Below are 25499 nucleotides of genomic sequence, written 5' to 3'. Positions count from 1 at the left end.
GTTCGGCCGGCCTGCGCCATGCGGATCGGGGCCGCGCGACCGCCCGACCGGCCGCGCCGGGCCAAGCCGCCGGAACAGACCGCCCCCCTGCCCGGTTAAGGCCGGTAAACTCCTGACAAGGAAAGGGCCTGCCATGGCGGAAGACATCCCGTTCTCTCTGGGCATCGAAGAGGAATACCTGCTGGTCGATGCCCGGACCGGCGAGGTGCGCGAGGCCCCCGACGCGCTGGTCGCGGCCTGCAAGGCCGAGCTGGCCGATCAGGTCAGCCAGGAATTCCTGCGCTGCCAGATCGAGATCGGCACGCCCGTTTCCGCCGATGTGGCCGAGGCGCGCGCGCATCTGGCCCGGCTGCGCGGCAGCATCGCGCGGCAAGCCGCCGAATTCGGCCTGGCGCCGATCTCGGTCGCCTGCCATCCGGTCGCCGACTGGCGCGACCAGGACCATACCGACAAGGACCGCTACAACCGGATCTCGCAAGAGATGGGCGGTGTGGCGCGGCGCATGCTGATCTGCGGCATGCATGTCCATGTCGGCATTCCCGACCAAGCCATGCGCATCGACCTGATGAACCAGCTGTCCTGGTTCCTGCCGCATCTGCTGGCGCTTTCCGCCTCCAGCCCGTTCTGGCAGGGCGAGGATACGCTGCTGGCCTCGTATCGCACCACGGTCTTTGCCGGCTATCCCCGCACCGGCCTGCCGCCGCGCCTGGGCAGCTGGGACGAGTTCGAGCGTTCGGTCAAGGCGCTGACCGAGGTCGGCATCATCGAGGACGGCAGCAAGATCTGGTGGGACCTGCGGCCCTCGTCGCGCTTTCCCACGCTTGAGACCCGGATCTGCGACGCCTGCCCGCGGCTGGACGACACGATGACCCTGGTGGCGCTGGTGCAGGCGACGGTGCGCATGTTGTGGCGGCTGTCGCGGAAGAACCTGCGCTGGCGGCAATACGACAATTTCCTGCTGGGCGAGAACCGCTGGCGCGCGATCCGCTACGGGCTGACCGAGGGGCTGATCGATTTCGGCACCCGGCGCATCATCCCCTTCGACCAGACCGCCGAGGACTGGCTGGCCGCGATCTCCGAGGATGCCGATGCGCTGGACTGCCAGCCGGCCGTGGCCGGGATGCGCGACATGATCGCGCGCGGCTCGGCCGCCGAACAGCAGCGGGCCGTCTTCGCCGCCGCACTGGCCGCCGGCGCCACGCGCGAGGAAGCCTTTCGCGAGGTCGTTCTGTGGCTGATCGAGGCGTTTCGCAGCGACCTGTAAAGCCGGGCATGCCGCGGCGGCGGGGGCGGCGATTTCCCCGCCGCCGGGAACAAAGCCGGCAGGCGCGGGTTGCCTCGGCGACATCGACTGGACAGGAGGACGCGATGAAACGATCCCTGATGCTGCTTGGCCTTGCCCTGCTGCCGGCCGCGGCGCAGGCGCAGGACGCCACGGCGAAATTCCTCGACGCCCAGGGTCAGGAGGCCGGATCGGCGACCTTGACCGCGACCCCGAACGGCGTGCTGATCGAGGCCGAGGTGACCGGCCTGCCGCCCAGCAGCTGGCTTGCCTTCCACATCCACGAAACCGGGACATGCGACCACAGCACCGGCCACGAATCCGCCGGCGGGCATTTCAACCCTTCCGGGACGCCGCATGGCGTGCTGGCCGAAGGCGGCCCGCATGCCGGCGACATGCCCAATATCTGGTCCGATGCCGAGGGCACGGCGCGCGTCCAGGTCTTCAACCCCCTGGTCACCCTGGCCGAGGGCGAGAATGCCGTCCAGGGCCGGGCGCTGATGGTCCATGCCGGCCCCGACGACCACCAGACCCAGCCCAGCGGCGGCGCCGGCGACCGGCTGGCCTGCGCGGTGATCGAATAGGCCGGCATCGCGCGGCGCAGCGCGAGCTGCGGCGCGCGCCCTCTCCTTTCCGCCCCCCCCCCCGCCGGGGTTCCCGGACCGGCCGAAGCGCGGGCCGCCGCAGCGACCGCCACGGGCCAGGGCGACGGTTTCCGCCGCCGCGAGGCCCGACGATGGCCCCCCGAAACGGCGGGCGCCCGCGTGCGGCAAGCCTCGCGCCGAGGGCCTTGCTTCTGGCGCCATGCCCTGAAATCGCGGTCCTCGCCAGGCGCGGCCGCACCCCAGCGGCGCGCGAGGAACCGAGGTGCTTCCCCTTGCCCTCCGAATATGTCACGGACGGGGTTGCAGCGCCGTCATCGCCATGCGCCGGTCCGCGGGCCGGCGCCTGGGCGACGGGCTCTGCCGGCCGGGCGCGAGCCGCGGCCCGGGCCGATGCGGGCGCTGCGCCGCGCGGATGCGGTCCGGCCGTCTTCCGTGCCTGACGAAGGGATATGAAGGGACTGCCATGCTGCGCGCATTCTTCGCCTATTATCGCCCCTGGATGGGGCTCTTCTGGCTGGATTTCGGCTGCGCGGTGCTGTCTGGCCTGTTGGAGCTGGCCTTTCCGCTGGCCGTCACCGCCTTCATCGACCACCTGCTGCCCAGGGGCGATTGGGGGCTGACCATGCTGGCGGCGGCGGGGCTGCTGGGGCTTTACGCGCTGAATGCCGGGCTGATGGCGATCGTCACCTATTGGGGCCACAAGCTGGGCATCAATATCGAGACCGAGATGCGCGCCCGCGCCTTCGACCACCTGACCCGGCTGTCCTGGCGCTGGTATGACCGCGCCCGCACCGGCAAGCTGGTCGCCCGCGTCACCCGCGACCTCGAGGAGATCGGCGAGGTCGCCCATCACGGCCCCGAGGATGCCTTCATCGCCATCATGACCTTCTTCGGCGCCTTCGCGCTGATGTTCGCGATCAACCCGCAACTGGCGCTGATCGTGGCGCTGGTGGTGCCGGCGATGCTGGCGCTGGTCATCGTCTATGGCGGCCGCATGACCCGGACCTGGCAGGCGATCTATTCCCGCGTCGGCGATTTCAACGTCCGCCTGGAAGAGGCGCTCGGCGGCGTCCGCGTCGTGCAGGCCTTCGGCAACGAGGCGCATGAATCCGGGCTTTTCGCCACCGACAACCAGCGTTACCGCGCCGCCAAGCTCGACGCCTATCGCATCATGGCCGGCTCGCTGGCGCTGCAATACATGGGGCTGCGGCTGGTGCAGGTCGTGGTCATGGTGGCGGGCGCCGGCTTCGTGCTGGCGGGCGAGCTGACCACCGGCGGCTTCGTCGGCTTCCTGCTGCTGGTCGGCGTCTTCTACCGGCCGCTGGAAAAGATCGCCGCGGTGATCGAGACCTATCCGCGCGGCATCGCCGGCTTCCGCCGCTATCAGGAGCTGCTGGCGACCGAGCCCGAGATCCGCGACGCCCCGGACGCCGTCCCCGCCCCGGCGCTGAAGGGCGACATCCGCTTCGAGGGCGTCAGCTTCGCCTATGACGGCGACCGCCCGATCCTGCGCGATATCGACCTGACCATCCGCGCCGGCGAGACGGTGGCCTTCGTCGGCCCTTCGGGGGCCGGCAAGACCACGCTGCTGGCGCTGCTGCCGCGCTTCTACCAGCCGACGCGGGGCCGCATCAGCGTGGACGGCATTGCGCTGGACCAGATGCAGCTGCACAGCCTGCGCCGCCAGATCGGGCTGGTCAGCCAGGACGTGTTCCTGTTCGGCGGTACGCTGCGCGAGAACATCGCCTATGGCCGCCTGGGCGCCTCGGACGCCGAGATCCTCGATGCGGCGCGGCAGGCCCAGCTTGGCCCGCTGATCGAAAGCCTGCCCGAGGGGCTGGGCACCGTGGTCGGCGAGCGCGGCGTGATGCTGTCGGGCGGGCAGAAGCAGCGCGTGGCCATCGCCCGGGCCTTCCTGAAGAACCCGCCGATCCTGATCCTGGACGAGGCGACCTCGGCGCTGGACAGCCAGACCGAGCGCGAGATCCAGTCGGCGCTGGACGCGCTGGCCGTGGGGCGCACCACCCTGGTCATCGCGCATCGGCTGGGCACCATCCGCCATGCCGACCGCATCGTCGTCATGCAGGAGGGCCGCATCGTCGAGGCAGGCGAGCACGGCGCGCTGATCGCCAAGGGCGGTGTCTACGCCCGGCTTGCGGGGTGATCGCGCAGCGGAAGCGTCGCGGCGGAGTATTTGAAAAACGGTGAAGACCGGGCGCCGGAAAGGCGGCCGGCCTTGCGGGCCGGTCGCCATGCCCCCGGTGCCGGCAGGGCGGATCAGAAGCTGCGCGAGACCGACAGCTTGACATTCCGCCCCGGCGCCGGGCCGCTGAGCCAGGAGGCCGGCGTGTAGTCGCGGTCGGCGATGTTGTCGATGCCCATATGCACCTCGATCCCGGCCGCGGCCCCGGATTGCGGCGCCCAGGTGGCAAAAACGTCATGCACGCCATAGCCGGCGCGATGCGTGCCATCCGCCTTGTCGCGACCCCTGGCCAGCGTGCTGCGCAGCCCCAGCCGCCAGGCATCGCCGGCCTGCCAGATCGCCTGCAGCGTCACCCGGTCGTTGGGCAGCGTGTCGAGCACCGTGCCGTCCTGATCCTCGCCCTCGACCACCGAGACCGCGGCGCCGAACTCCCAGGCGTCGCGCGTATAGCTGGCCTCCAGCTCGCCGCCCCGCAGATAGGCGCGGTCGATATTGGTGAAATGGGCCGCCGGTCCCGCGCCCGAGCGGGCGATCATGTCGGTGATGTGATTGCGGAACAGCGTAAGCTTCATCACCGCCTCGTCGCCCTCGGCAAACAGCCCATTGCCGCGATAGGAGATCCCGGCTTCGAGGTTCTTGCCCTTCTCGTCCTTCAGGTTCGGGTTCGGCGCCGTCGCCATCGAGCCGTCGTAGAGCTCGTCCACCGTCGGCATCCGGTTCACGAAGGCGACGGAGCCGAAGACCGACCACTGCCCGTCCAGTCTGTAGATCGCCGCGACCTGCGGCTCGACCGCCTCGAAGCTGCGCTCTTCGGCGGCGAAGCCGACGGTGTCCTTGGGCTCGGTGCGCTGCCTTTCGTAGCGCAGGCCCGAATTGACCGTCAGCCTGTCCCAGGTCACTTCCGAGAGGGCATAGACCCCCCAGGCGCGGGTGAAGCCCTCGGGATGCGAGGCCGAGGGCACGCTGGACGACCGATCCTGCTTGAGCAGCTCGAAGCCGGTGGTCAGGGCGTGATCATGGCCGGCGCCCGACAGGTCGGCCACGTTGGCCAGCTTGAACTTCCACAGGCGATAGTCGCGCCGCCCCAGCAGCGAGGGCATGATCGGCTCGTCCGGGTCGTCGCCCTGCCGCACGTCCTTCATGGTGTTGGTATAGGACAGCGTGGCCGTCACATCGACATAGCGGTTGTCGTCCGGGTTCCAGCCCCAGATCAGCCGCGCGGTCTGGTCGCGGGTGGTGATGTCGCCGACGCCCCAGCCGGAGAAGCCCGGGAACAGCCCCACCTGCGCCCCTTCCAGCTGGTTGAAGTCCTGGTTCTCGCCCTTGGCCTCCAGATGCTGGTAGGAAAAGGCGACATGGTGATCCCCGAAGGTCTTCCTCGCCTTCAGCAGCAGGTTCGGCGTCCTGGAGTTCGAGCGGATGCTGGTATTGCCCTCTGCATCCTTGGTATCGCCCAGCTTGCGCCAGGCAAAGGCGGCGAGCGCCTCGAAATCCTCGGCCGGGCGCCAGCCGAGCGCGACGCTGCCCAAGGCCGTGTCGGGGTTGCTGGCATAGCCCAGCTTGGCCTTGCCGCCGAAGCTCTGGCCCTCGGCGATCAGGTCGCCGGCCTCGATCGTCTCCATGGCGATCACCCCGCCGAGGGCGCCCGAGCCGTAAAGCGTGGATGAGCCGGGGCCGCGCAGCACCTCGACCTGGCGCAGGAAGTCCGGCTCGACGAAGAGCGCGCCCTGGCGGTAGGATTCGAAATATTTCTCCTCGCCGTCGATCAGCTGGACGATCCCGGATTCCGAGGCCGCGGCGCCCGAGGAACCGAAGCCGCGGATGTTGAAGCCCTGGCCGAAGAAGCTGCCCGACCCGACGCCGGCAACCCCCGGCACCGTCGCCAGAACCTCGCCGATATGCACCGGCTCGATATCCGCAAGCTGCTGGCCGTCCACGACCGAGACCGATTGCGGCACCTCGGACGCCACCTTGGGCTTGCCGGCGCGCAGCACGATCTGGTCCAGCACATAGGCGGGCCGCGCGGCCTCGGCACGTTCCTGCGCCTGCAGCGGAAGGGTCAGGCTCAAGGCGGTCAGGCAGGTGGTTCCGGCCAGAAACGCGCCGCGAATTCTGTGGCGTGACATGTGATCCCCGTCGTCATCTCGTGAAACTGTTCGCTGGCCACGGGGCTGGCATCTTGCGCGGGGTAAAATAATCTTAGTAAAACTGTCAATGATTCCTTGCGCATCGCCCCGGGTCGAACCGGGCGTGCAGCAGCAGCGAAAGGCACCGCGATGACCAAGCATTCCCCGGCGGATCTGCGCCGCATCCAGGCCGAGGACAGCGGCCGCCCCTATGACCTGGCCGAACGGCTGGGCGTCCCCGAGGCCGCGCTGGTCGCGGCGCGGGTCGGCCATGGCGCGACCCGCATCAACCCCCTGCCCGGCCGGCTTATCCCGCAGGTGCAGGCCCTGGGCGAGGTGATGGCCCTGACCCGCAACCGGTCCTGCGTGATCGAGAAGCTCGGCACCTACAACGATTTCCACGATGGCGAACATGCCGCCATGACCCTGGACCCCGAGATCGACCTGCGCATCTTTCCGCGCCACTGGCTGCATGCCTTCGCCGTCGAATCCGAGGTCGGGACCGCCAGCCGCCGGTCGATCCAGGTCTTCGACGCGGCGGGCGACGCGGTCCACAAGATCCACCTGCGCGAGGGCTCGGACCTGACCGCCTGGGAAACGCTGCGTCGCGACCTGGCGCTGCCGGACCAGTCGGACGCGGGCCGCTTCGAGCCGCGGGCGCCGGTCGAGCCGCCGAAGGCCAGCGCCGAGCGCGCCGAGGCGCTGCGCCGGGAATGGGCGGCGATGACCGACACGCATCAGTTCAACATCCTGATCCGCCGGCTCAAGATGAACCGGCTGGGCGCCTATCGCCTCGCCGGGGCGCCGCTGGTGCGGCCGCTGGCGGTCGGGGCCGTCCCCGCCCTGCTGGAGCGCGTCCATGCCGGGGGCCTGGGAGTGATGTTCTTCGTCGGCAACATGGGCTGCATCGAGATCCATTCCGGACCCATCCATTCGCTGAAGCCCATGGGGCCATGGCTGAACGTCATGGACCCGCGCTTCAACCTGCACCTGCGCGGCGATCACGTCGCCGAGGTCTGGGCGGTGGACAAGCCCACCAAGCGCGGACCGGCGATCTCGGTCGAGGCCTTCGACGCCGAGGGGGCGCTGATCTTCCAATGCTTCGGATTGCGCCCGGAAAAGGGCGGCGATGCCGAAGAATGGGCGGCGCTGGTCGCCGACCTGCCGGCGCTGGCCGAGGCCGCGGCATGAAACGGCTGGCGCTGGCGCTGATCCTGCTGGCCGGCCCGGCCTTGGCGGACAGCCATCCCGAGGCGCGGCGCGTGCTGTCCCTGGGCGGCTCGGTGACCGAGATCGTCTATGCGCTTGGCGAGGAATCGCGGCTGATCGGCCGCGACACCACCTCGAACTGGCCGCCCGAGGCCAATGCCCTGCCCGATGTCGGCTATGTGCGCGCGCTGTCGCCCGAAGGCGTGCTGTCGGTCGGGCCCGACCTTATCGTCGCCGAGGACGGCGCCGGGCCGCCCGAGGCGGTCGCGGTGCTGAAATCGGCCGGGGTGGCCTTCGTCAGCGTCGAGGAACGCTATGATGCCGAGGGCGTGCTGGACAAGGTCGATGCGGTCGCCGAGGCGCTCGGCGTGCCCGACAAGGGCCGCGTGCTGCACGAGAAGCTGGCGGCGGACCTGCGGGCGGCCCTGGGCCGGGCGCAGGCGGTGACGGGCGAGCCGAAAAAGGTGCTGTTCGTGCTGTCCCTGCAGGGCGGGCGGGTCATGGCCGGCGGCGCCGACACGGCGGCGGACGGCATCATCCGGCTGGCCGGGGCGCGCAACGCCATGCCGGGCGTCCAAGGCTACAAGCCCCTCACCGACGAGGCGGTGATCGAGGCCGCGCCCGACGTGATCCTGATGATGCGGCGCGGCGACGCGCAGGCGGACGCGGATGCCAATGGCGGCAGCAGCCATACGGCGGCGAAACAGGCGGTGCTGGCCGTGCCGGCGCTGGCCCAGACCCCGGCGGGACGCGACGGGGCGGTGGTGATGATGGACGGGCTGAAACTGCTGGGCTTCGGCCCGCGCACCGGCGAGGCCGCGGTCGAGCTGCACGACCTGATCTATGCGGGGTCGTGATGGCGGCCCTGTCGCCCGAACTGCGCCCCCAGCGGCTGGACGGAGACCGCAGCCACCGCGCCCGCCGGCTGGGGCTGTTCCTGGCGCTGCTTCTGGCCGTGGTGGCGGTGGTCTCGCTGGGCTGGGGCGCCTCGGGGACCTCGCTCATGCGGGCGGTCTCGGACCTGCTGGCGGGGCGCGAGCTTGCGATGCAGGACCGGGTGGTGCTGCTGGACATCCGCCTGCCGCGCGTGGTGATGGGCATCTTCGTCGGCGCCTCGCTGGCGGTCTCGGGCGCGGTGATGCAGGGGCTGTTCCGCAACCCGCTGGCCGATCCGGGCATCGTCGGCGTCAGCTCGGGCGCCTCGCTGGGCGCGATCCTCGCCATCGTGCTGGGCGGCGCGCTCCCGGGCTGGGTCGCGGCGTTCTTCGGCTGGTATCTGGTGCCCGTCGCCGCCTTCATCGGCGGCTGGCTGACCACCATGGCGCTTTACCGCATCGCCACCCGGCGCGGGCGCACCTCGGTCGCGACCATGCTGCTGGCCGGAATCGCGCTGGGGGCGATCATGGCGGCGCTGTCGGGGCTGGTGATCCTGCGCGCCAATGATCGCGAGCTGCGCGACCTGACCTTCTGGGGGCTGGGCTCGCTGGCCGGGGCGAACTGGCCCAAGCTCTTGGCCGGGGCGCCGATCATGGCGCTGGCGCTGATCTCCGCCCCTTGGCTCGCGCGCGGCCTGAACGCGCTGGCGCTGGGAGAGGCGGCGGCCGGCCATGTCGGCATCCGCGTGCAGAAGGTCAAGAACCGCGCCATCCTGACCGTGGCGGGGGCCACCGGCGCCGCCGTCGCCGTCTCGGGCGGCATCGGCTTCGTCGGCATCGTCGTGCCGCATCTGCTGCGGCTGGCCAGCGGACCGGACCACCGCTGGCTGCTGGTCAACTCGGCGCTTCTGGGCGCGGTGACGCTGCTTCTGGCCGACATGGTCAGCCGCACCGTCATCGCCCCGGCCGAACTGCCCATCGGCATCGTCACCGCCATCATGGGCGGGCCGTTCTTCCTGTGGATCCTGCTGCGCAACCGCGGAGTGCTGGACCTGTGAGCCTGATCGCCGCCGACATCCATGTCAGCCTTGGCCGCAAGCCGATCCTGCACGGCGTCTCGATCACGGCGCGGGCGGGCGAGATCACCGCCATCGTCGGGCCGAACGGCTCGGGCAAGACCACGCTGCTGCGCAGCCTGACCGGAGAGCTGCCTTGCCGGGGCCGCATCACCCTGAACGGGCAGGACATGGCCCGCATGACGCCCGAGGAGCTGGCGCGCCGGCGGGGCGTGCTGCCGCAGGCGGCGGCGCTGTCCTTTCCCTTCACCGTGGCCGAGGTTGTGCGCATCGGCATCGAGGCGCGCGGCGAGCACGCCGATGCGCTGGTGCCTCGGGCACTGGCGGCGGTCGATCTGGCGGGCTTCTCCGGCCGGCTTTATCAGGAGCTTTCGGGCGGCGAGCAGCAGCGGGTGCAGCTGGCGCGCGTGCTGGCGCAGGTTTGGCAGCCGCTGGAGGCCGACGGCCCGCGCTGGCTGATGCTGGACGAACCGGTCAGCAGCCTCGACATCGCGCATCAGCTGACGGTGATGCGGCTTGCCGCCGGCTACGCGCAGGCGGGCGGCGGCGTGGTGGCGGTCATGCACGACCTGAACCTGACCGCGCTTTTCGCCCAGAATCTGGTGCTGATGAAAGGCGGCCGCGTGCTGTGCCAGGGCCGCCCCGAGGAGGTGCTGACCGACGAGGCGCTGTCGCATGCCTATGGCTGTTCGTTGCGGGTCAATGCCGTCCCCGAGGCCGGTGTCTGGGTTTTGCCGCATGCGGCGGCCTGAAAGCCCGGGATCTGGCACCTGTCGGGAATGGTATTGATGCGGAACAGCATGGTCAGCAGCGGCGACGAGGCCTCGGAAGGGAAATGGGCGCGATAGATGCGCTCGACGGTCCGGTCGGCGAACATGCTGTAGATGGCCCAGTTCATCTGGCGCGGAAACTCGGCATGATTGTGCGACGACATGATCAGCGCATAGGGCTCGTAACTGGCCGCGCCCTTGGCCGCCTGGCTGTCGCAGGTGGTGTCGGCCGGCTTTTCCGCCGCTTCCGCCGCCTTTTCCTGTTGGTTCTTCTGGTTCGCCACCTGCCCTGACGAGCTCGGGGCGTCAGAACCTGTCTTCGGGGCCGCGCCGCCCGCCGCCTTCTCCGCCTGCCGGGCGATCATCGCGCGCACGATCTCGGCATCGCCGTAATAGCGGTCCAGCTTGCCCTCGCAGAAAGCGGCGGCCGCCAACTGGTGCGAATCAAACTCTTCGGAACGCACCTTGACGTCCTGGCGCAGCATCGTCTCGGGCAGTTCCTGCTGGAGCACCGCCTCGATGGTCGCGCCCCGGACGAAACCCCAGACCTCCTCGCGCACCGGCGGCGCGGCATCCGCCGCCTTGCTGTCCTTGGGCGCATAGAGCAGCATCCGGAAAGTCTCGCCCAGCCAGTTGGGAGTGACGGGTTCCTTGGGAGGCTCTTCCGGGGGCTTCGCGGCGCGGCGTCCGCGCAGCTTTTCGCCCGGCTCGAAATAGGTGCCGTTGGCGATGAAGATGATCGGCGAGAAGGACAGCGATTCCACCAAGGATTTCTCCGTGATGTCCTTCGTTGGTTTCTCCCGGGCTTCCTTCTTGAGAGATGGCACCGTGTGGTAAATACGGTCCAGGGTGATGGTCGTGGGATCGCACAGCAGGTCAATGGTCTTGGAACCCAGGTCCAGGAACTGCGTGCGCCCGTCGGCATTCAGCTGCTCGGTCACGAAATGATAGCCGGCCCGCGTGACGGCCGCGATGCAAAGATCCCACAGGAAGCCGACATAGGTGTTGTCACGGGCGTTGCGGGACACGAAGGGCGGCACGTCGTCGCGCACGCCGATGACGATCACCTCTCGCGCCAGCGCCGCGGGACAGATCAGCAGCGCCTGGAGGGCCAGCAGCGCGGCAAGGCGGGCGATCCTAGGCATCGTGCGGCTCTCCGTCCGGATGGGTGCGGGACCCGGCCGATGCCGTCCCTGCAATCTGCGGGGGCCGCGGCGACCGCCGCACCAGCGCCGCAGCCAGGCAGAACATCACCGCCAGCCCGATCAGGCCCGAGAACAGCACGGAATAGAAGATCAGCCCCCGGTCCACCGAGTCGATCGCCGTGCGCGTGCTGTAGGACAGCGCGATCAGCGCCGTGAAATAGCGCGAGATCCCCCCCGTCGCCGCCATGATCAGCCCCCCGACGATGCCCCATTCCCAGGCAAAGCGCAGGCGGCTGTGCTGCGGCTCCAGCCGGTGACGGGTGTCGTCCATCAGCCAGAGCACCATCAGCGCCAGAACCACCCCGCGCAAGGCGCGCGGCGCCTGATAGTCGAAATCCACCTTGAACGCGGCCAGCTGGACCCAGAGATCGCCCTTCGTCCAGCCGGTTTCGTTGCGCAGCGCCGCGATCCAGGAATTGGTGCCGATGACGAACATGGTCGAGACGAACCAGGCCAGCACCGCGATCAGCAGAATCTGGGGCAGCCTGTCGGTCCAGTCCGAGCGCGCCAGGTCGTGCCAGGTGCCGCGCGGGCGCCGGGTGTCGCGCACCGCCAGCGCCACGACCAGGGGAATCAGATAGGTGTTGAACGAGGTGGCCAGCAATTCGAAGCTGCGGCCATAGAAGCTGATCTGCTGGATGCCGCGTTTTCCCCAGTTTTCCAGCTCGCGCTCATAGACGTTCAATGTCCCGGCCCAGAGCAGGCAGGCCACGACCACGATGCCGAAAGTCCAGACCAGCGCCTTTTGCGTGGCCTGCCGGCGCAGCTCGGGCAGGTTGTCGCTGAGGATCGGCCGCAGGAATTCTTCCAGCACCTGCTCGGCCTCGGCCTGCTGGAGGCCGCGCGCGCCGAGGGCGGACGAAGCATGTCCGAATTGCAGCATGTCGTGTTCGACGTAAAGCGCCAGCAGGGTGCAGAAATCCTCGGCCAGTTCCTCGGTCTGGCGGGTCAGGGCACGCCAGCCGCCCGGCGCCACGATCTCGTTGCCGGGCTTGTCGGTCTCTTCGCCCTCGCGGGCGGCGGCGCCGTTCTGCGCCGCCTTCTCGTCCAGCCGCACCCGTTCGTCCAGCGCCAGCACCAGCCGCCCGGTGCGGATCTTCAGATCCTCCTCTAGCCGCCTGAACATCTCGCGGTCATGCGCACGCAGCACCGGCAGCCGCCGTTCAAGCAGCCAGGCGTCGCAGGCGAAGATGATGCGCAGGTCGTTTTCGAAGGTCTCGGGATCGGGCAGCAGGCCGCGCGCCTGCGACACGGCGAAATAGCGCCCGAGCCGCAGCCAGTCCTCTTGCGGCAGCAGAAACCCGCCCTTGGACCGATCCGCAGCCGTGTCCCGGGCGGGTGCCGTCGCAGCCGTGACCTCTGCCGGCGGCGGCTGGCGGAAGCCGAAATAACGCCCCAGCCCCAGCCGGTCCCGCCGGCTCGGCAAGCCGCCGCCCGGCCGGTCCTCGGACGGGTCCGCGGGCTGATCGCGGACGGGCGCCGCGGGCGGGGACGGCAGGCGGAAATTGCCCTGGCGCAGCTTTTCGCTGGCGACGGCGACCTGGGTCGGAATGCCGGCCAGCCGGTGGGCCGCGTGGCGCATCCAGTCCTCGACGCGGTTGAGCAACTGGAAGCGCGGCAGCACCCCGACCATGATCAGCGCCACGGACAGCGATATCTGCGGCGAGATGCCGTTTCTGATCGCGGCCCCTCCGGCCGGGCCGAGCTGCTGCATGGCGAGGCCGGCGGCATCCGAGCCGGTGATCTGGCTCAGCGCCTTGGGCAGGTCCGTGGCGCCGATCCCGGGATCGAGCGGGATGCCGCCCAGCACCGGCAGCACCTCGGCATAGGCGCAAAGGAAGAAATAGATCGCCAGCAGCGAGACCGCATAAATCAGATATGCCTGCAGGACGACCTGCCGGGCGCGCAGATGATCGGCCGACAGAAGGTTGACCAGACGCTCCAGCTGCCCGGAATTCTCGAATGAGACCCGATTGAAACGCTCATAAGAAAACACGGCCACGATCGCTGCCCCGAAAAGCAGCGCAACCACTTCCTGCATGTTACGGCCTCAAGAAAATGAGGTCTGTCCTAACGGCATTGCTCGACGGCGGGGCGGCAGGCGCTTTGCGCCGATACCTGGGCCGTGACACCGGCAAGAACAACCAGAGCGAGAACCAAGCTTTTCATAACCCACTTCCTTTTATAAAGGAAACTGCGTGGATTATGCGCGTTTTCTTCAAGAATTTCAACTGGACTCCTGCGGGCTGCGTTCCGACCGCCGCCGGCTTTCGCAAAATCCGATAGCTGAATCTTTCTATTTCCAATCAAATGGTTTCAATTCGTTCCTGCGAAAAATACGCTTCCGCCAAGAAAAACCGCGTCGCGCAAGCTGGAAAGCCGGGGCATGGGCGGCGACTCGGATGGGGTCCGCCGTCCGCCGGGCCGGAAAAGGCGGTGCATTCATCCGGGACGGGCGCCCGATGCCCGGGTTCGGGACGAATATCGCCGATTGTCCAAAGCGATTGACGAAATTCCAAGTCGGATCAACTATTACGCAATAAGCCTTTTGCGACTCACCGATAATCCTTCCCCGACTCGGCTTCACAAGGAGGCTGACATGACATTGATTGACCAATCGGGACTGATCGGAAAAACGCGCGACCGACCCATCTGCAAGGAGCTGGAGACCGTCTTGCGCGGCGCCGGCCTGGCGGCGGGGATCGAGAGGATCCTGATCACCTCGGGCGGCCAGCCCGGCAGCGGCGGGCGGCGCACCGGCTCGACCCGCCACGACGGCGGGCGCGCCGCGGACCTGCAGCTGATCGCCGGCGGCCGCACGCTGAGCTTTTCGGACAGCCAGCCCGACCCGGCGCTGCGCAAGTTCGTCATCGCCGCCGCCGCGCAGGGTGCCACCGGCATCGGCGCGGGGACGGGCTACATGGGTGCGCATACGCTGCATGTCGGCTTCGGCACCACGCCCTCGGATCCGCGGCGCATCGTCTGGGGCGCCGGCGGCCGCGCGGTCAATGCCCCGCAATGGCTGCGCGACGCGGCGAATGACGGCTGGCACAGGCCGCCCGCCTGGGCCATGGTCTCGGACCAGCCCGAGGACCTGCCCGAAGACAGCGATACGCTGCTGGACGCCGCGGCCGAGGACGATGCCGATGCCGCCGCGCCCGCCGGCGACCTGCCGGCCCTGCCCGCTTTACCGCCGCGCTTCGGCATCGAGGTGATCCGCGCCGCCCAGGCCTCGCAACGGCGCTGGGGCGTGCCGGCCTCGGTCACGCTGGCGCAATGGGCGCTGGAAAGCGATTACGGCGCCCGCATGCCGGCGCGGTCGAACAACCCCTTCGGGATCAAGGCGGTCGGCAACCAGCCCAGCGTCGCCTCGTGGACGGTCGAGTTCCAGAACGGCACGCCCGGCCGCCGGCGCGAGCCCTTCCGGGTCTTTGCCAGCCTGGAGGACGCCTTTGCCGAACATGGCCGGTTGCTGGCCCAGTCGCGCCATTACACCCGCGCCCGCCAGTTCCTGAACGATCCCGACCGTTTCGCGGATGCCCTGACCGGCGTCTACGCGACCGACCCGCAATATGGCGCCAAGCTGCGCTCGATCATGCGCAAGAACGACCTTTACGCCTTCGACATCCCCGGCGACCTGCCGGCCGTCCGCGAACCCGCGCCGCCCTTGCGCACGGGCGACGACGACCCGATGCGGGTCAGGCTGCTGCAAGAACGGCTGACCGCGCTCGGCTACAAGCTGGGGCGGATCGACGGCATCTTCGGCTCGCTGACCGCGGCGGCGCTGCTGGCCTTTCAGCACGACAACGGCCTGCCGACCACCGGCGTGCTGGACGCGGCCACCGAGGAGCGGTTGCAGACCGCCCGGCCCAGGCCGCTGGACGAACGCCGCCTGACCGCCACCGAAAAGCAGCTGGCCGAGGACGGTTCGGTCATCACCCGCGACGCCCGGCGCGGCCGCGTGCTCAGCTGGGCGACGGCGATCCTGGGCGCCTTCGGCATCGGCAACCGCGCCGTGGTCAACGCGGCCGGCGGCGCCGAGGGCGCGGTCCTGCCCACCGCCCTGCCCGCCACCGCCCTGCCCGACGGGCTGGCGCCCTTCCTGGCCGAGATCCAGGCACTGGACAGCGGCAATGCCGCCGCCCAGGCCGCGCGGCTTTCGGCCGAGGCGGCGCGGCTGAACGAGCAGCTGCGCAGCCTGCCGGCGGGCGCGGTCCCGCGCGAGCTGACCGATATCCTGGCCGCGCTGCGCCCCGAGGCGCTTGGCGACCCGGCGCTGACCCGCACGCTCGGCCGGCTGGTCGAGCAGGGCGGCGCCGGCAGCGGGCTGCGCACCGTGCTGGACCTGCTGCCGGGCTTCTTCCAGGACGGTTCGGTGCTGCAGACCGCCATGCGGGGCGTGGCGACGTTCGGCGACAGCCTGCTGCCGAATTTTGCCGGCTCGGCCCTGCTGCTGGGCATCGGCCTGTTCGGCCGCCACCTGGCCAACGGCATCGCGGCGGCGCGGGTCAGGGACCACCGGACGGCCGGCAACCTCAACCCGCTGCGCGGCTGACGGCGCCCCTTTTTGCCGCGATCCCGGACCGCGACTTAAGGCCGCGCCCATTTACAAGCGCGGCCCATCATCCGCATATTGGACATGACCCGGAGGATGGGAGACGCCCGGATGCATGCCATGGTGCTGGAACGGATCGGCACGCCGCTGGTCTGGACCGAGCTTCCCGACCGCGACCCCGGCCCCGGCCAGATCCGGGTCCGCGTGCTGGCCTGCGGCGTCTGCCGCACCGACCTGCATGTCGTCGACGGCGAATTGCCCGATCCGGTGCTGCCGATCATTCCCGGCCACGAGATCGTCGGCCGGATCGAGGCGCTCGGCCCCGGGGTGGACGGCCTGCGGGTGGGCCAGCGGGTCGGCATTCCCTGGCTGGGCCACAGCTGCGGCTGCTGCCGCTATTGCCGGGACGGGCAGGAAAACCTTTGCGATGCGCCGGGCTTCACCGGCTATACCCGCGATGGCGGCTATGCGACCGCGGCGATCGCCGATGCGCGCTTCGCCTTTCCCCTGGGCGAGGCTGGCGACGAGGTGGCGCTGGCGCCGCTGCTCTGCGCCGGGCTGATCGGCTGGCGCGCGCTGGTGATCGCGGGCAAGGCCGAGCGGCTGGGACTATACGGTTTCGGCGCGGCGGCGCATATCGTCGCCCAGGTGGCACGATGGGAGGGCCGCGCGGTGCATGCCTTCACCCGGCCGGGCGACCTGCGCGCGCAGGATTTCGCGCGCAGGCTGGGTGCGGTCTGGGCCGGCGGCTCGGATCAGGCGCCGCCCGAGGCGCTGGACGCCGCGATCATCTTCGCGCCGGTGGGCGCTCTGGTCCCCGCCGCGCTGCGGGCGGTGCGCAAGGGCGGCCGCGTGGTCTGCGCCGGCATCCATATGAGCGACATTCCCGCCTTTCCCTATGCGCTGCTCTGGCATGAACGCCAGATCGCCTCGGTCGCCAATCTGACGCGGCAGGACGGGCTGGATTTCCTGGGCCTCGCGCCCCGCATCGGCATCGTGACCGAAACCAAGACCTACCCGCTGCGCGAGGCCAATCGCGCGCTGGACGACCTGCGCGCCAGCCGTTTCGACGGCGCGGCGGTGCTCGTGCCGTAAACCGCCGGGCGCGGCTGCGCCCGGCCAGACCCATATCCGACCGGGAGCCGCAGCGATGAACGACATGAAACCTCCGCCCCCCGCCGCCCCCGAGCGGCCTGCCAGGCCGGACAGGCCCGGCGCCGAAAGCTATCGCACCCTGGACCGCCTGCGCGAGGCGGCCACCGCCGGCTTCAGCACCGGGCTGTCGCCGGTGGCGCTCGGCATGGCGCTTTTCGACTGGTCGGCGCATCTGGCCGCCGCGCCAGGCAAGCGGCTGGAACTGGCCGACAAGGCCCGGCGCGACGCGGCCGGGCTGCTGGCCCAGGCCGCCGCCCTTGCCGCCGATCCGGAAGCCGAGCCGATGATCCGCCCGCCGCCGCAGGACCGGCGCTTCCAGTCCGAGGCCTGGCGCCAGCCGCCCTTCAGCCTCTGGGCGCAGGGGTTCCTGCTGACGCAGCAATGGTGGCGCGACGCCACCCATGGCGTCCCCGGCGTCAGCCCGCATCACGAGAACCTGCTCTCGGCCCTGGCGCAGCAATGGCTCGACATGGTCTCGCCGGCGAACCTGCCCTTCACCAATCCCGAGATCATCGCCCACAGCATCCGCAGCGGCGGGCTGAACCATCTGGCCGGGCTGCGCAACTGGGCCGAGGACATGGCGCGGCTGGCGGCCGGCAAGCCGCCGGTCGGGGCCGAGCGGTTCCGCGTCGGCCATGAGGTCGCGGCGACGCCCGGCACGGTGGTGTTCCGCAATCATCTGGTCGAATTGATCCAATACGCCCCCGCGACCGGAACCGTGCTGGCCGAGCCGGTGCTGCTGGTCCCGGCCTGGATCATGAAATACTACATCCTGGACCTGTCGCCGGAAAACTCGCTGGTCCGGCATCTGGTCCGGGCGGGGCATACGGTGTTCTGCCTGTCCTGGCGCAACCCGACGGCCGAGGACCGCGACCTGACGCTGGACGATTATCGCAGCCTCGGGGTGATGGCGGCGGTGGATGCGGTCTCGGCCATCCTGCCCGGGCGGCGCATCCATGCGGCGGGCTATTGCCTGGGCGGCACGCTGCTGGCCATCGCGGCAGCGGCCATGGCCGGGGCGCGGGACGACCGGCTGGCCTCGGTCTCGCTGCTGGCGGCGCAGACGGATTTCACCGAGCCGGGCGACCTGGGGCTGTTCATCGACCACGACCAGCTGCATGTGCTGGAAAGCCTGATGTGGCAGCGCGGCTATCTGACGGCCGAGCAGATGCTGGGCGCCTTCCGCTTCCTGCGCTCGGACGAGCTGATCTGGTCGCGCATGGTGCGCAGCTATCTGATGGGCGAGCGCGATCCGATGACCGACATGGCCGCCTGGGCCACGGATTCGACCCGCATGCCCTGCCGCATGCAGGGCGAATACCTGCGCCGGTTCTATCTGGAAAACGCGCTGGCCACCGACCGGCTGACGGCAGAGGGCCGCCCGGTGGCGCTGCGCAACCTGCGCGCGCCGATCTTCGCCGTGGGCACCGAGGACGATTACGTCGCGCCCTGGCAATCGGTCTATCGGCTGCATTACCTCAGCGATGCCGAGCTGACCTTCGTGCTGGCGGGCGAAGGGCACAATACCGGCATCATCTTCGACCCCGCCCGGCCCGGCAGCCATTACCGCATCGCCAGCCGCGAGCGCGACGGCGCCTGCCTCTGCCCCGAGGACTGGGCGCGCGCTGCGGCGATGCGCCAGGGCTCGTGGTGGCCGGCCTGGAGCGACTGGCTGGCGCAGCATTCCAGCGCCGGGCGCGTGGCCCCGCCGGCCATGGGCGCGGCCGAGGCGGGCTATCCGCCGCTGGAAGAGGCGCCGGGCAGCTATGTCCGGCAGCGGTGACGCCGCCCTGCCCTGCGCCGGCGCGGCGCGGGGTCAAAGCAGCAGGGCGGCCTCCATCGCCATCATCCGCTCTTCGTTGGCGGGGATGACCATGCTGGTGAATTTGCCCAGCGGCGCCATGTGCCGCAGGATCGCCTCGCGCACCGGGGTGGCGTTCTCGCCGATGCCGCCGGTGAAGATCATCGCGTCGATCCCGCCCAGCGAGACCGCCATGGCCGCCGCCGCCTGCGCGCATTTCAGCGCGAAGAAATCCAGCGCGAAGCGCGATTGCGGCTTGCCGTCCTTCAGCAGCGCCGCGACGTCGTTCGACCGGCCCGACATGCCCAGCAGGCCCGAGCGGTTGTAGATCAGGTCCTCGATCTCTTCCGGCGCCATGCCGAAGCTGCGCTGCATGAGCAGGATGGCCCCGGGATCGACGGCGCCCGAGCGGGTGCCCATCGGGATGCCGTCCACCGCCGTCATGCCCATGGTGGTGTCGATGCTGCGCCCCTCGCGCATGGCGCAGAGGCTGGCGCCATTGCCCAGATGCGCCGCGACGACCCGGCCGCGATGCAGCCAGGGCAGGTTCTCGGCCAGCACATGCGCGATCCACTGATAGGAGAGGCCGTGAAAGCCATAGCGGCGGATGCCCTGCTCGAACATCGGCTCGGGCAGGGCGAAATGGGTGAACAGGGGATCGCGGCCGGCATGGAAGGCGGTGTCGAAGCAGGCCAGGTTCGGCACCCCCTCGCCGAACAGCCGGCGGGCGGCGGCGATGGCCGCCAGCCCGTGCGGCTGGTGCAGCGGCGCCAGCGGGACCAGTTCCTGCAGGTCCTGCAGCACCTGCGGCGTGACCGGGGTCGAACGGGTATAGGCCGTCCCCCCATGCACGATGCGATGCGCCACCGCCTCGATGCGCCAGCCCTCGTCATGCGCATCCAGGAAATCCAGCACCGCCTGCAGCGCGGCGGCATGGTCGCCGCCGGCGGCGAGGGGGATGCGGCGCTCCGGCTCGCCGGTCAGCGCCGCGGTCAGTTCGGCATCGGCGCCGATGCGGCTGACCGCGCCCCGCGCCATGAGCGACAGCCCGTCGCGGGCGAAGACGCGGAACTTCAGACTGGACGAGCCGGCATTGAGGGTCAGGATCGCCGGGATCATTTCACCAGCCCCCGCCGGCGCGCATCCGCCATCAGCACGGCCAGCGCGGTGGAGAGCATGCGGGCGCGCACGGAATCGGCGCGGCTGGTCAGGACCACCGGCACCCGCGCGCCCAGCACGATCCCCGCAGCGTCGGCGCCGCCCATGAAGACCAGCTGCTTGGCCAGCATGTTGCCCGATTCGATATCGGGGACCAGCAGGATGTCGGCCTGCCCCGCCACCGGCGAGACGATGCCCTTTTCCCGGGCCGCCGCCGGGCTGATCGCATTGTCGAAGGCCAGCGGCCCGTCCAGTTCGGCATCCTCGATCTGGCCGCGATCGGCCATCTTGCACAGCGCCGCCGCGTCCAGCGTAGCCTGCATCTTGGGATTGACCGTCTCGACCGCGGCGAGGATCGCGACCTTGGGCCGGGCCGGGCCCCACAGCACGCGCCAAAGGACGATGGCATTGTGCAGGATGTCTGCCTTGACCATCAGGTCGGGCTCGATGTTGACCGCCGCGTCGGTGATGATGAAGGGGCGCGGATAATCCTCGGTCAGCATCAGGAAGGCATGGCTGATGCGCCGCTCGGTGCGCAGCCCGCATTGCGGATGGATCACCGCGCCCAGCAGCTCGTCGGAATGCAGCGAGCCCTTCACGATGGCGCCGACCTGGCCCGCCGCGGCCATCTGTGCGGCACGGGCGGCGGCGGCGTGGCTGTGTTCGGTATCGACGATCTCATAGGCGTCGGGGGCCTGGCCGGCCTCGATCAGCGCGGCGGCAATGCGGGCGGCGGGGCCGATCAGCACCGGCTCGATCAGCCCGGCGGCCACCGCATCGCCCACCGCCTCGAAGACGGAATGCTGCACCGGATGGACCACGGCGGTGCGCAGGGGCGGCAGTCCGGCACAGCGGTCGATGATGGCTTGATAGGCGTCGGTCATGGCTGTCCTTCCGTGCTGGCGCACTCCGCTGGCGCTTCAGTCTGCCCCCGGATCGCGTTCCGGGACAAGCCATGGAAAGACCGATATGTCTGTGTCTGGCAAGCAAAAAACGCCGTTCGCCTGCGTCTTTGCAGTGCGGCGACTGGCCGCGGGCGCGCTCGGGCGGTCCCGAGGGGGCGCGCCATCCCGGCCCGCGGGTCCGATCACCGGCCGCAGCGAGCCTCGGGCAGGGCCGGATCGGCCCCGGATCGCCGCAAGGGTCCGGCAGGTCGGGCGGCATGATGTCCGGCAACGCAAGCCCGGGATGGCCTCCGAACCCGGCGCGGGGCGCCGGGCGTCGCGCCGGCCACAGGGGCGGACACCGTCCCTGACCGGTCCGGGTCCGGGACGGCAAGACGGCCCGCCCCGAAGGGCGGGCCGGCGTTTCAGTGCGACGAGGCCTCTGCCGCGCCGATCCCGGTTTCCGAGCGCACCTGCTGGGCCAGGAAGCCCGCCCGGTCGATCCGCGCCCGCGTGCCGTTGTCCATCTTGGACACCAGCCAGATGCCCAGGAAGGCCAGCGTCATCGAGAACAGCGCCGGAGAGGTGTAGGGGAAGGGCGCCGAACCGGCCGGGTTGCCCAGCGTCGCCTCCCAGACCGAGGGCGACAGAACCGTCAGCACCACCGAGGAGATCAGCCCCAGGAAGCCGCCGACCACCGCGCCGCGGGTCGTGCAATCCTTCCACAGCACCGACATGAACAGCACCGGGAAGTTGGCCGATGCGGCCACCGCGAAGGCCAGCGACACCATGAAGGCGATGTTCTGGTTCTTGAAGGCGATGCCCAGCACGACCGCAACCAGGCCCAGCACCAGCGTGGTGATGCGCGAGACGCGCAGCTCGCTGCCCGGCGCGGGATTGCCGTTCTTGATCACGGTCGCATAGAGGTCGTGGCTGACCGCCGAGGCGCCGGAAAGCGTCAGGCCGGCGACCACCGCCAGGATGGTGGCGAAGGCCACGGCCGAGATGAAGCCCAGGAAGACGTTGCCGCCCACCGCCTGCGCCAGATGCACCGCCGCCATGTTCGAGCCGCCGACCAGTGCGCCGGAGCCGTCCAGGAATTCTGGATTGGTCAGCACGAAGGTGATGGCGCCGAAGCCGATGATGAAGGTCAAGAGGTAGAAATAGCCGATCCAGCCGGTCGCCCACATCACCGACTTGCGCGCTTCCTTGGCGCTGGGAACGGTGAAGAAGCGCATCAGGATATGCGGCAGGCCGGCGGTGCCGAACATCAGCGCCATGCCGAAGCTGATGGCCGAGATTGGATCCTTGATGAAGGTGCCCGGACCCATGATCGACTGGCCGGCCGTTGCCGCATCCTCGGCGCTGGCGCCGCCGCTGGCGGCAAGCTCGGCCTTGACGCGCACGGCGTCGGCGAACATCGCCTCGGGGCTGAAGCCGTAATGCCACATGACCATGAAGGACATGAAGGACGCGCCGCCCAGCAGCAGGCAGGCCTTGATGATCTGCACCCAGGTCGTCGCGGTCATGCCGCCGAACAGCACATAGATCATCATCAGCGCGCCGACGATCACCACCGCGATCCAGTAGTCCAGCCCGAACAGCAGCTGGATCAGCGAACCCGCGCCCACCATCTGCGCGATCAGGTAGAAGGCCACCACGACCAGCGTGCCCGAGGCGGCGAAGATGCGCACCGGGGTCTGGGCAAAGCGGAAGGCCGCCACGTCGGCAAAGGTGAAGCGGCCCAGGTTGCGCAGCCGCTCGGCCATCAGGAAGGTCAGGATCGGCCAGCCGACCAGGAAGCCGATCGAATAGATCAGCCCGTCATAGCCCGAGATCATCACCGCGGCCGAGATCCCCAGGAAGGATGCCGCCGACATGTAGTCCCCGGCGATGGCGAGCCCGTTCTGGAAGCCGGTGATACCGCCGCCGGCGGTATAGAAATCCGCCGCCGACTTGGTCTTAGACGCCGCCCATTTGGTGATGTAGAGCGTGCCCAGCACGAAGACCGCGAACATGACGATGGCGGTCCAGTTCGTCGCCTGCTTCTCGGCGCCCTGGATCACGTCGGCGGCCATGGCCGCGCCGGGCGCGGCCAGAAGCGCGGCCGCCAGGCCGCAGCGCAGGATATTGCGATTCATTTCAGCGCCTCCTGCCGGACCTTCTCGCTGAGCTCGTCGAACTCGCTGTTGGCGCGGCGCACATAGATGCCGGTGATGATGATGGTGAAGACGATCACGCCGAAGCCCAGGGGAATGCCCCAGGTCATGACGCCGTCGCCGATCCGCGCGGCGAGCAGTTCCTTGTCGAAGGCAATCAGCAGGATATAGCCGTAATAGACAACGAGCATCGCGATCGTCAGAATCCAGCCGTAGCGGGATCGCTTCGCTTTCAGCAATTGATAATTCGGATCTGCGGCGATCCGTTCGACCAGGTCTTCTTGCATCGGGGTCGTGCTCCTCCACTGCCACGATCTGGGCTTTCTCGGCCGCGCCGGCGGAATTGCCGGCGAGACGAATTTTTCGGTAGCGGGCCGGCGGCGGACTCTCGGGCCAAGCCGGGACCGGTCGCGGGCGACGCTGCCGCCCGCGCTAGCCGGTATTGCCTGCGGGCGCTTCCGGCGCCCGCGCTTTTCCTCAGTGCCGGTTCATTCTGTTTTCGATGAGTTCGTCGACGACGGCGGGGTCTGCGAGGGTGGAGATGTCGCCGAGGGCGGCGAAATCGTCCTCGGCGATCTTGCGCAGGATGCGGCGCATGATCTTGCCCGAACGCGTCTTCGGAAGACCCGGCGCCCATTGGATCAGGTCCGGCTTGGCGATCGGCCCGATCTCGGTGCGCACCCATTTCTCCAGGTCGGCGCGCAGCTCGTCGCTGGGCTCCACCCCGTTCATCAGCGTCACATAGGCATAGATGCCCTGGCCCTTCAGCGGATGCGGATAGCCCACAACCGCCGCCTCGGCCACCTTCTCATGCGCCACCAGCGCCGATTCCACCTCGGCCGTGCCCATCCGGTGGCCCGAGACGTTGATCACGTCGTCCACCCGCCCGGTGATCCAGTAATAGCCGTCCTCGTCCCGCCGGCAGCCGTCGCCGGTGAAGTAATAGCCCGGATATTGCTGGAAATAGGTCTCCATGAAACGCTGGTGGTCGCCCCAGACCGTGCGCATCTGACCAGGCCAGCTGTCGGCGATGCACAGCACCCCCTCGGCCGGGTCGCCCTCCTGCACCGCCCCGCTCGCGGCATCCAGAACCACCGGCCGGACCCCGAAGAAGGGCAGCGTCGCCGAACCCGGCTTGGTCTCGATGGCGCCCGGCAGCGAGGTGATCATGTGGCCCCCCGTCTCGGTCTGCCACCAGGTGTCCACGATCGGGCAGCGCCCCTTGCCGACATGCCGGTCGTACCAGACCCAGGCCTCGGGGTTGATCGGCTCGCCCACCGTGCCCAGCACCCGCAGGCTGGACAGGTCGTATTTCTCGACCCATTCCGGCCCCTGCCCCATCAGCGCCCGGATCGCGGTCGGCGCGGTGTAGAACTGGTTGACCTTGTGCTTCTCGCAGACCGCCCAGAAGCGGCCGGCATCGGGCCAGGTCGGCACCCCCTCGAACATCAGCGTCGTGGCACCGTTGGCCAGCGGGCCGTAGACGATGTAGCTGTGCCCGGTCACCCAGCCCACGTCCGCCGTGCACCAGAACACGTCGCCGTCGCGATAGTCGAAGACGTATCGATGCGTGATCGCCGCGAACAGCAGGTAGCCGCCGGTGGAATGCACCACCCCCTTGGGCTTGCCGGTCGAGCCCGAGGTGTAAAGGATGAACAGCGGATCCTCGGCCCCCATCGGCCGCGGCGGGCAGTCGGGGCTGACCTCCTCCATCAGCTTCAGCACGTCCACGTCGCGCCCCTCGATCCAGGTGGTCTGGTCGCCGGTATGCTTGACCACCAGGCAGCGCACCCGGTCCGAGCAATGCAGAAGCGCCGCGTCGGTGTTCGACTTCAGCGCCGTCTTGCGGCCGCCGCGCGGCGCGGTGTCGGCGGTGATCACCAGCTTGGCGCCGCTGTCGTTGATGCGGTTGGCCAGCGCGTCGGGCGAGAAGCCGGCGAAGACGATGGAATGGATGGCGCCGATGCGCGCGCAGGCCAGCATGGCATAGGCCGCCTCGGGGATCATCGGCAGGTAGATCACCACCCGGTCGCCGCGCATCACCCCCTGCGACAAGAGCACGTTGGCGAAGCGGTTCACCTTGTCGGACAGCTCGGCATAGGTGATGTGGCGCGCCGGCCGGGCCGGGTCGTCCGGCTCGAAGATGATCGCGGTCTGGTTCGCCCGCTCGGGCAGGTGGCGGTCGACGCAGTTCACCGAGGCGTTCAGCACCCCGTCCTCGAACCATTTGATCGAGACCCGGCCCATGGTGAAATCCGTGTCCTTCACCCTGGAATAGGGCTCGATCCAGTCGAGCCGCAGCCCCTCGCGCCCCCAGAACCCCTCGGGATCCGAGAGCGATTCGGCATAGAGCCGCGCATAATCCCCAGGCCCCGCATGCGCAGCAGCAAAGCCAGACGGAACAGGATGTTTCTCAAGCGATTCAATGGACATGGC

Annotated in this window: 19 protein-coding genes; 11 read left to right on the top strand and 8 right to left on the bottom strand. The window is 69.4% G+C overall.

Features of this window, described 5'->3' with window-relative positions; genetic code table 11:
* The first annotated feature begins 133 nt into the window (after nucleotides 1–133).
* The 3 genes from L632_RS0116305 (at nucleotide 134) to L632_RS0116295 (ending at nucleotide 4051) form a co-directional block, all read left to right on the top strand.
* The gene (locus L632_RS0116305) at nucleotides 134–1264 is read left to right on the top strand and encodes a carboxylate-amine ligase (protein ID WP_028713662.1); all 1131 of its coding nucleotides are present in this window, start codon (nucleotides 134–136) and stop codon (nucleotides 1262–1264) included.
* Nucleotides 1265–1368: 104 nt separating this feature from the next.
* On the top strand, nucleotides 1369–1866 hold the full coding sequence (locus tag L632_RS0116300; protein WP_028713661.1) for a superoxide dismutase family protein: 498 nt from the start codon (nucleotides 1369–1371) through the stop codon (nucleotides 1864–1866).
* Nucleotides 1867–2350: 484 nt separating this feature from the next.
* Nucleotides 2351–4051, top strand: coding sequence for an ABC transporter ATP-binding protein (locus L632_RS0116295; RefSeq protein ID WP_028713660.1), 1701 nt, complete (start codon nucleotides 2351–2353; stop codon nucleotides 4049–4051).
* A 113-nt stretch (nucleotides 4052–4164) separates the two neighbouring features.
* On the opposite strand, the gene L632_RS0116290 is transcribed toward L632_RS0116295, so the two are convergent.
* Nucleotides 4165–6216 (bottom strand): TonB-dependent receptor domain-containing protein, encoded by a 2052-nt coding sequence (locus L632_RS0116290; protein ID WP_028717140.1) that lies wholly within the window; start codon nucleotides 6214–6216, stop codon nucleotides 4165–4167.
* A gap of 150 nt (nucleotides 6217–6366) precedes the next feature.
* Between L632_RS0116290 and L632_RS0116285 the strand changes: the two genes are divergently transcribed.
* The 4 genes from L632_RS0116285 to L632_RS0116270 are packed head-to-tail and all read left to right on the top strand — an operon-like array spanning nucleotide 6367 to nucleotide 10128.
* Nucleotides 6367–7407: a hemin-degrading factor gene (locus tag L632_RS0116285; RefSeq protein WP_028717139.1), complete on the top strand. Its 1041-nt coding sequence runs from the start codon at nucleotides 6367–6369 to the stop codon at nucleotides 7405–7407.
* Nucleotides 7404–8282 (top strand): hemin ABC transporter substrate-binding protein, encoded by an 879-nt coding sequence (locus L632_RS0116280; protein ID WP_028717138.1) that lies wholly within the window; start codon nucleotides 7404–7406, stop codon nucleotides 8280–8282. The genes L632_RS0116285 and L632_RS0116280 overlap by 4 nt, the downstream gene beginning before the upstream one ends.
* Nucleotides 8282–9358, top strand: coding sequence for an iron ABC transporter permease (locus tag L632_RS0116275; protein WP_028713656.1), 1077 nt, complete (start codon nucleotides 8282–8284; stop codon nucleotides 9356–9358). Before L632_RS0116280 ends, L632_RS0116275 begins: the two co-directional genes overlap by 1 nt.
* Nucleotides 9355–10128 carry a heme ABC transporter ATP-binding protein gene (locus L632_RS0116270; protein ID WP_084648126.1) on the top strand — a complete coding sequence of 258 codons (774 nt, stop codon included), beginning with the start codon at nucleotides 9355–9357 and terminating at the stop codon, nucleotides 10126–10128. Before L632_RS0116275 ends, L632_RS0116270 begins: the two co-directional genes overlap by 4 nt.
* Here the strand turns inward: L632_RS0116270 and L632_RS0116265 are convergent.
* Both L632_RS0116265 and L632_RS22900 read right to left on the bottom strand, forming a co-directional pair.
* Complete coding sequence (locus L632_RS0116265; protein ID WP_198019365.1) at nucleotides 10056–11213, bottom strand: ABC transporter substrate-binding protein; 1158 nt, start codon at nucleotides 11211–11213, stop codon at nucleotides 10056–10058. The two genes, L632_RS0116270 and L632_RS0116265, sit on opposite strands and share 73 nt — an antisense overlap.
* Nucleotides 11214–11283: 70 nt before the next feature.
* Nucleotides 11284–13392 carry a hypothetical protein gene (locus tag L632_RS22900; RefSeq protein WP_036698586.1) on the bottom strand — a complete coding sequence of 703 codons (2109 nt, stop codon included), beginning with the start codon at nucleotides 13390–13392 and terminating at the stop codon, nucleotides 11284–11286.
* Between the two features lie 157 nt (nucleotides 13393–13549).
* Here L632_RS22900 and L632_RS24415 point away from each other — a divergent pair, with 157 nt between their 5' ends.
* The 4 genes from L632_RS24415 to L632_RS0116245 all read left to right on the top strand — a co-directional run bounded on the left by L632_RS24415 (nucleotide 13550) and on the right by L632_RS0116245 (nucleotide 18844).
* On the top strand, nucleotides 13550–13894 hold the full coding sequence (locus L632_RS24415; protein ID WP_156929494.1) for a hypothetical protein: 345 nt from the start codon (nucleotides 13550–13552) through the stop codon (nucleotides 13892–13894).
* Nucleotides 13895–13950: 56 nt separating this feature from the next.
* Nucleotides 13951–15906, top strand: coding sequence for a glucosaminidase domain-containing protein (locus L632_RS23585; RefSeq protein WP_051416280.1), 1956 nt, complete (start codon nucleotides 13951–13953; stop codon nucleotides 15904–15906).
* Nucleotides 15907–16002: 96 nt separating this feature from the next.
* Nucleotides 16003–17001 carry a zinc-dependent alcohol dehydrogenase family protein gene (locus L632_RS0116250; RefSeq protein WP_232220989.1) on the top strand — a complete coding sequence of 333 codons (999 nt, stop codon included), beginning with the start codon at nucleotides 16003–16005 and terminating at the stop codon, nucleotides 16999–17001.
* A gap of 64 nt (nucleotides 17002–17065) precedes the next feature.
* A complete protein-coding gene (locus L632_RS0116245; RefSeq protein WP_156933680.1) occupies nucleotides 17066–18844 on the top strand; it encodes an alpha/beta hydrolase in 1779 nt (592 codons plus the stop codon).
* 33 nt (nucleotides 18845–18877) lie between these two features.
* Here the strand turns inward: L632_RS0116245 and L632_RS0116240 are convergent, their stop codons facing one another.
* From L632_RS0116240 to acs, 5 genes are all read right to left on the bottom strand, one after another.
* A complete protein-coding gene (locus L632_RS0116240) occupies nucleotides 18878–19981 on the bottom strand; it encodes an acetate/propionate family kinase (protein WP_028713651.1) in 1104 nt (367 codons plus the stop codon).
* Nucleotides 19978–20904: a bifunctional enoyl-CoA hydratase/phosphate acetyltransferase gene (locus L632_RS0116235; protein ID WP_028713650.1), complete on the bottom strand. Its 927-nt coding sequence runs from the start codon at nucleotides 20902–20904 to the stop codon at nucleotides 19978–19980. The genes L632_RS0116240 and L632_RS0116235 overlap by 4 nt, the downstream gene beginning before the upstream one ends.
* A 425-nt stretch (nucleotides 20905–21329) precedes the next feature.
* Nucleotides 21330–23045: a cation acetate symporter gene (locus L632_RS0116230; RefSeq protein ID WP_028713649.1), complete on the bottom strand. Its 1716-nt coding sequence runs from the start codon at nucleotides 23043–23045 to the stop codon at nucleotides 21330–21332.
* A complete protein-coding gene (locus L632_RS0116225; RefSeq protein ID WP_028713648.1) occupies nucleotides 23042–23350 on the bottom strand; it encodes a DUF485 domain-containing protein in 309 nt (102 codons plus the stop codon). The genes L632_RS0116230 and L632_RS0116225 overlap by 4 nt, the downstream gene beginning before the upstream one ends.
* Nucleotides 23351–23540: 190 nt before the next feature.
* Nucleotides 23541–25496, bottom strand: coding sequence for an acetate--CoA ligase (gene acs / locus L632_RS0116220; RefSeq protein WP_028717134.1), 1956 nt, complete (start codon nucleotides 25494–25496; stop codon nucleotides 23541–23543).
* Between the last annotated feature and the right edge of the window lie 3 nt (nucleotides 25497–25499).

It is taken from the genome of Paracoccus sp. J39 (assembly GCF_000518925.1).
Taxonomy (GTDB): Bacteria; Pseudomonadota; Alphaproteobacteria; order Rhodobacterales; family Rhodobacteraceae; genus Paracoccus.
The sequence above is the reverse complement of the archived record's forward strand: the minus strand, read 5'-3'. Positions and strand labels throughout refer to the sequence as shown.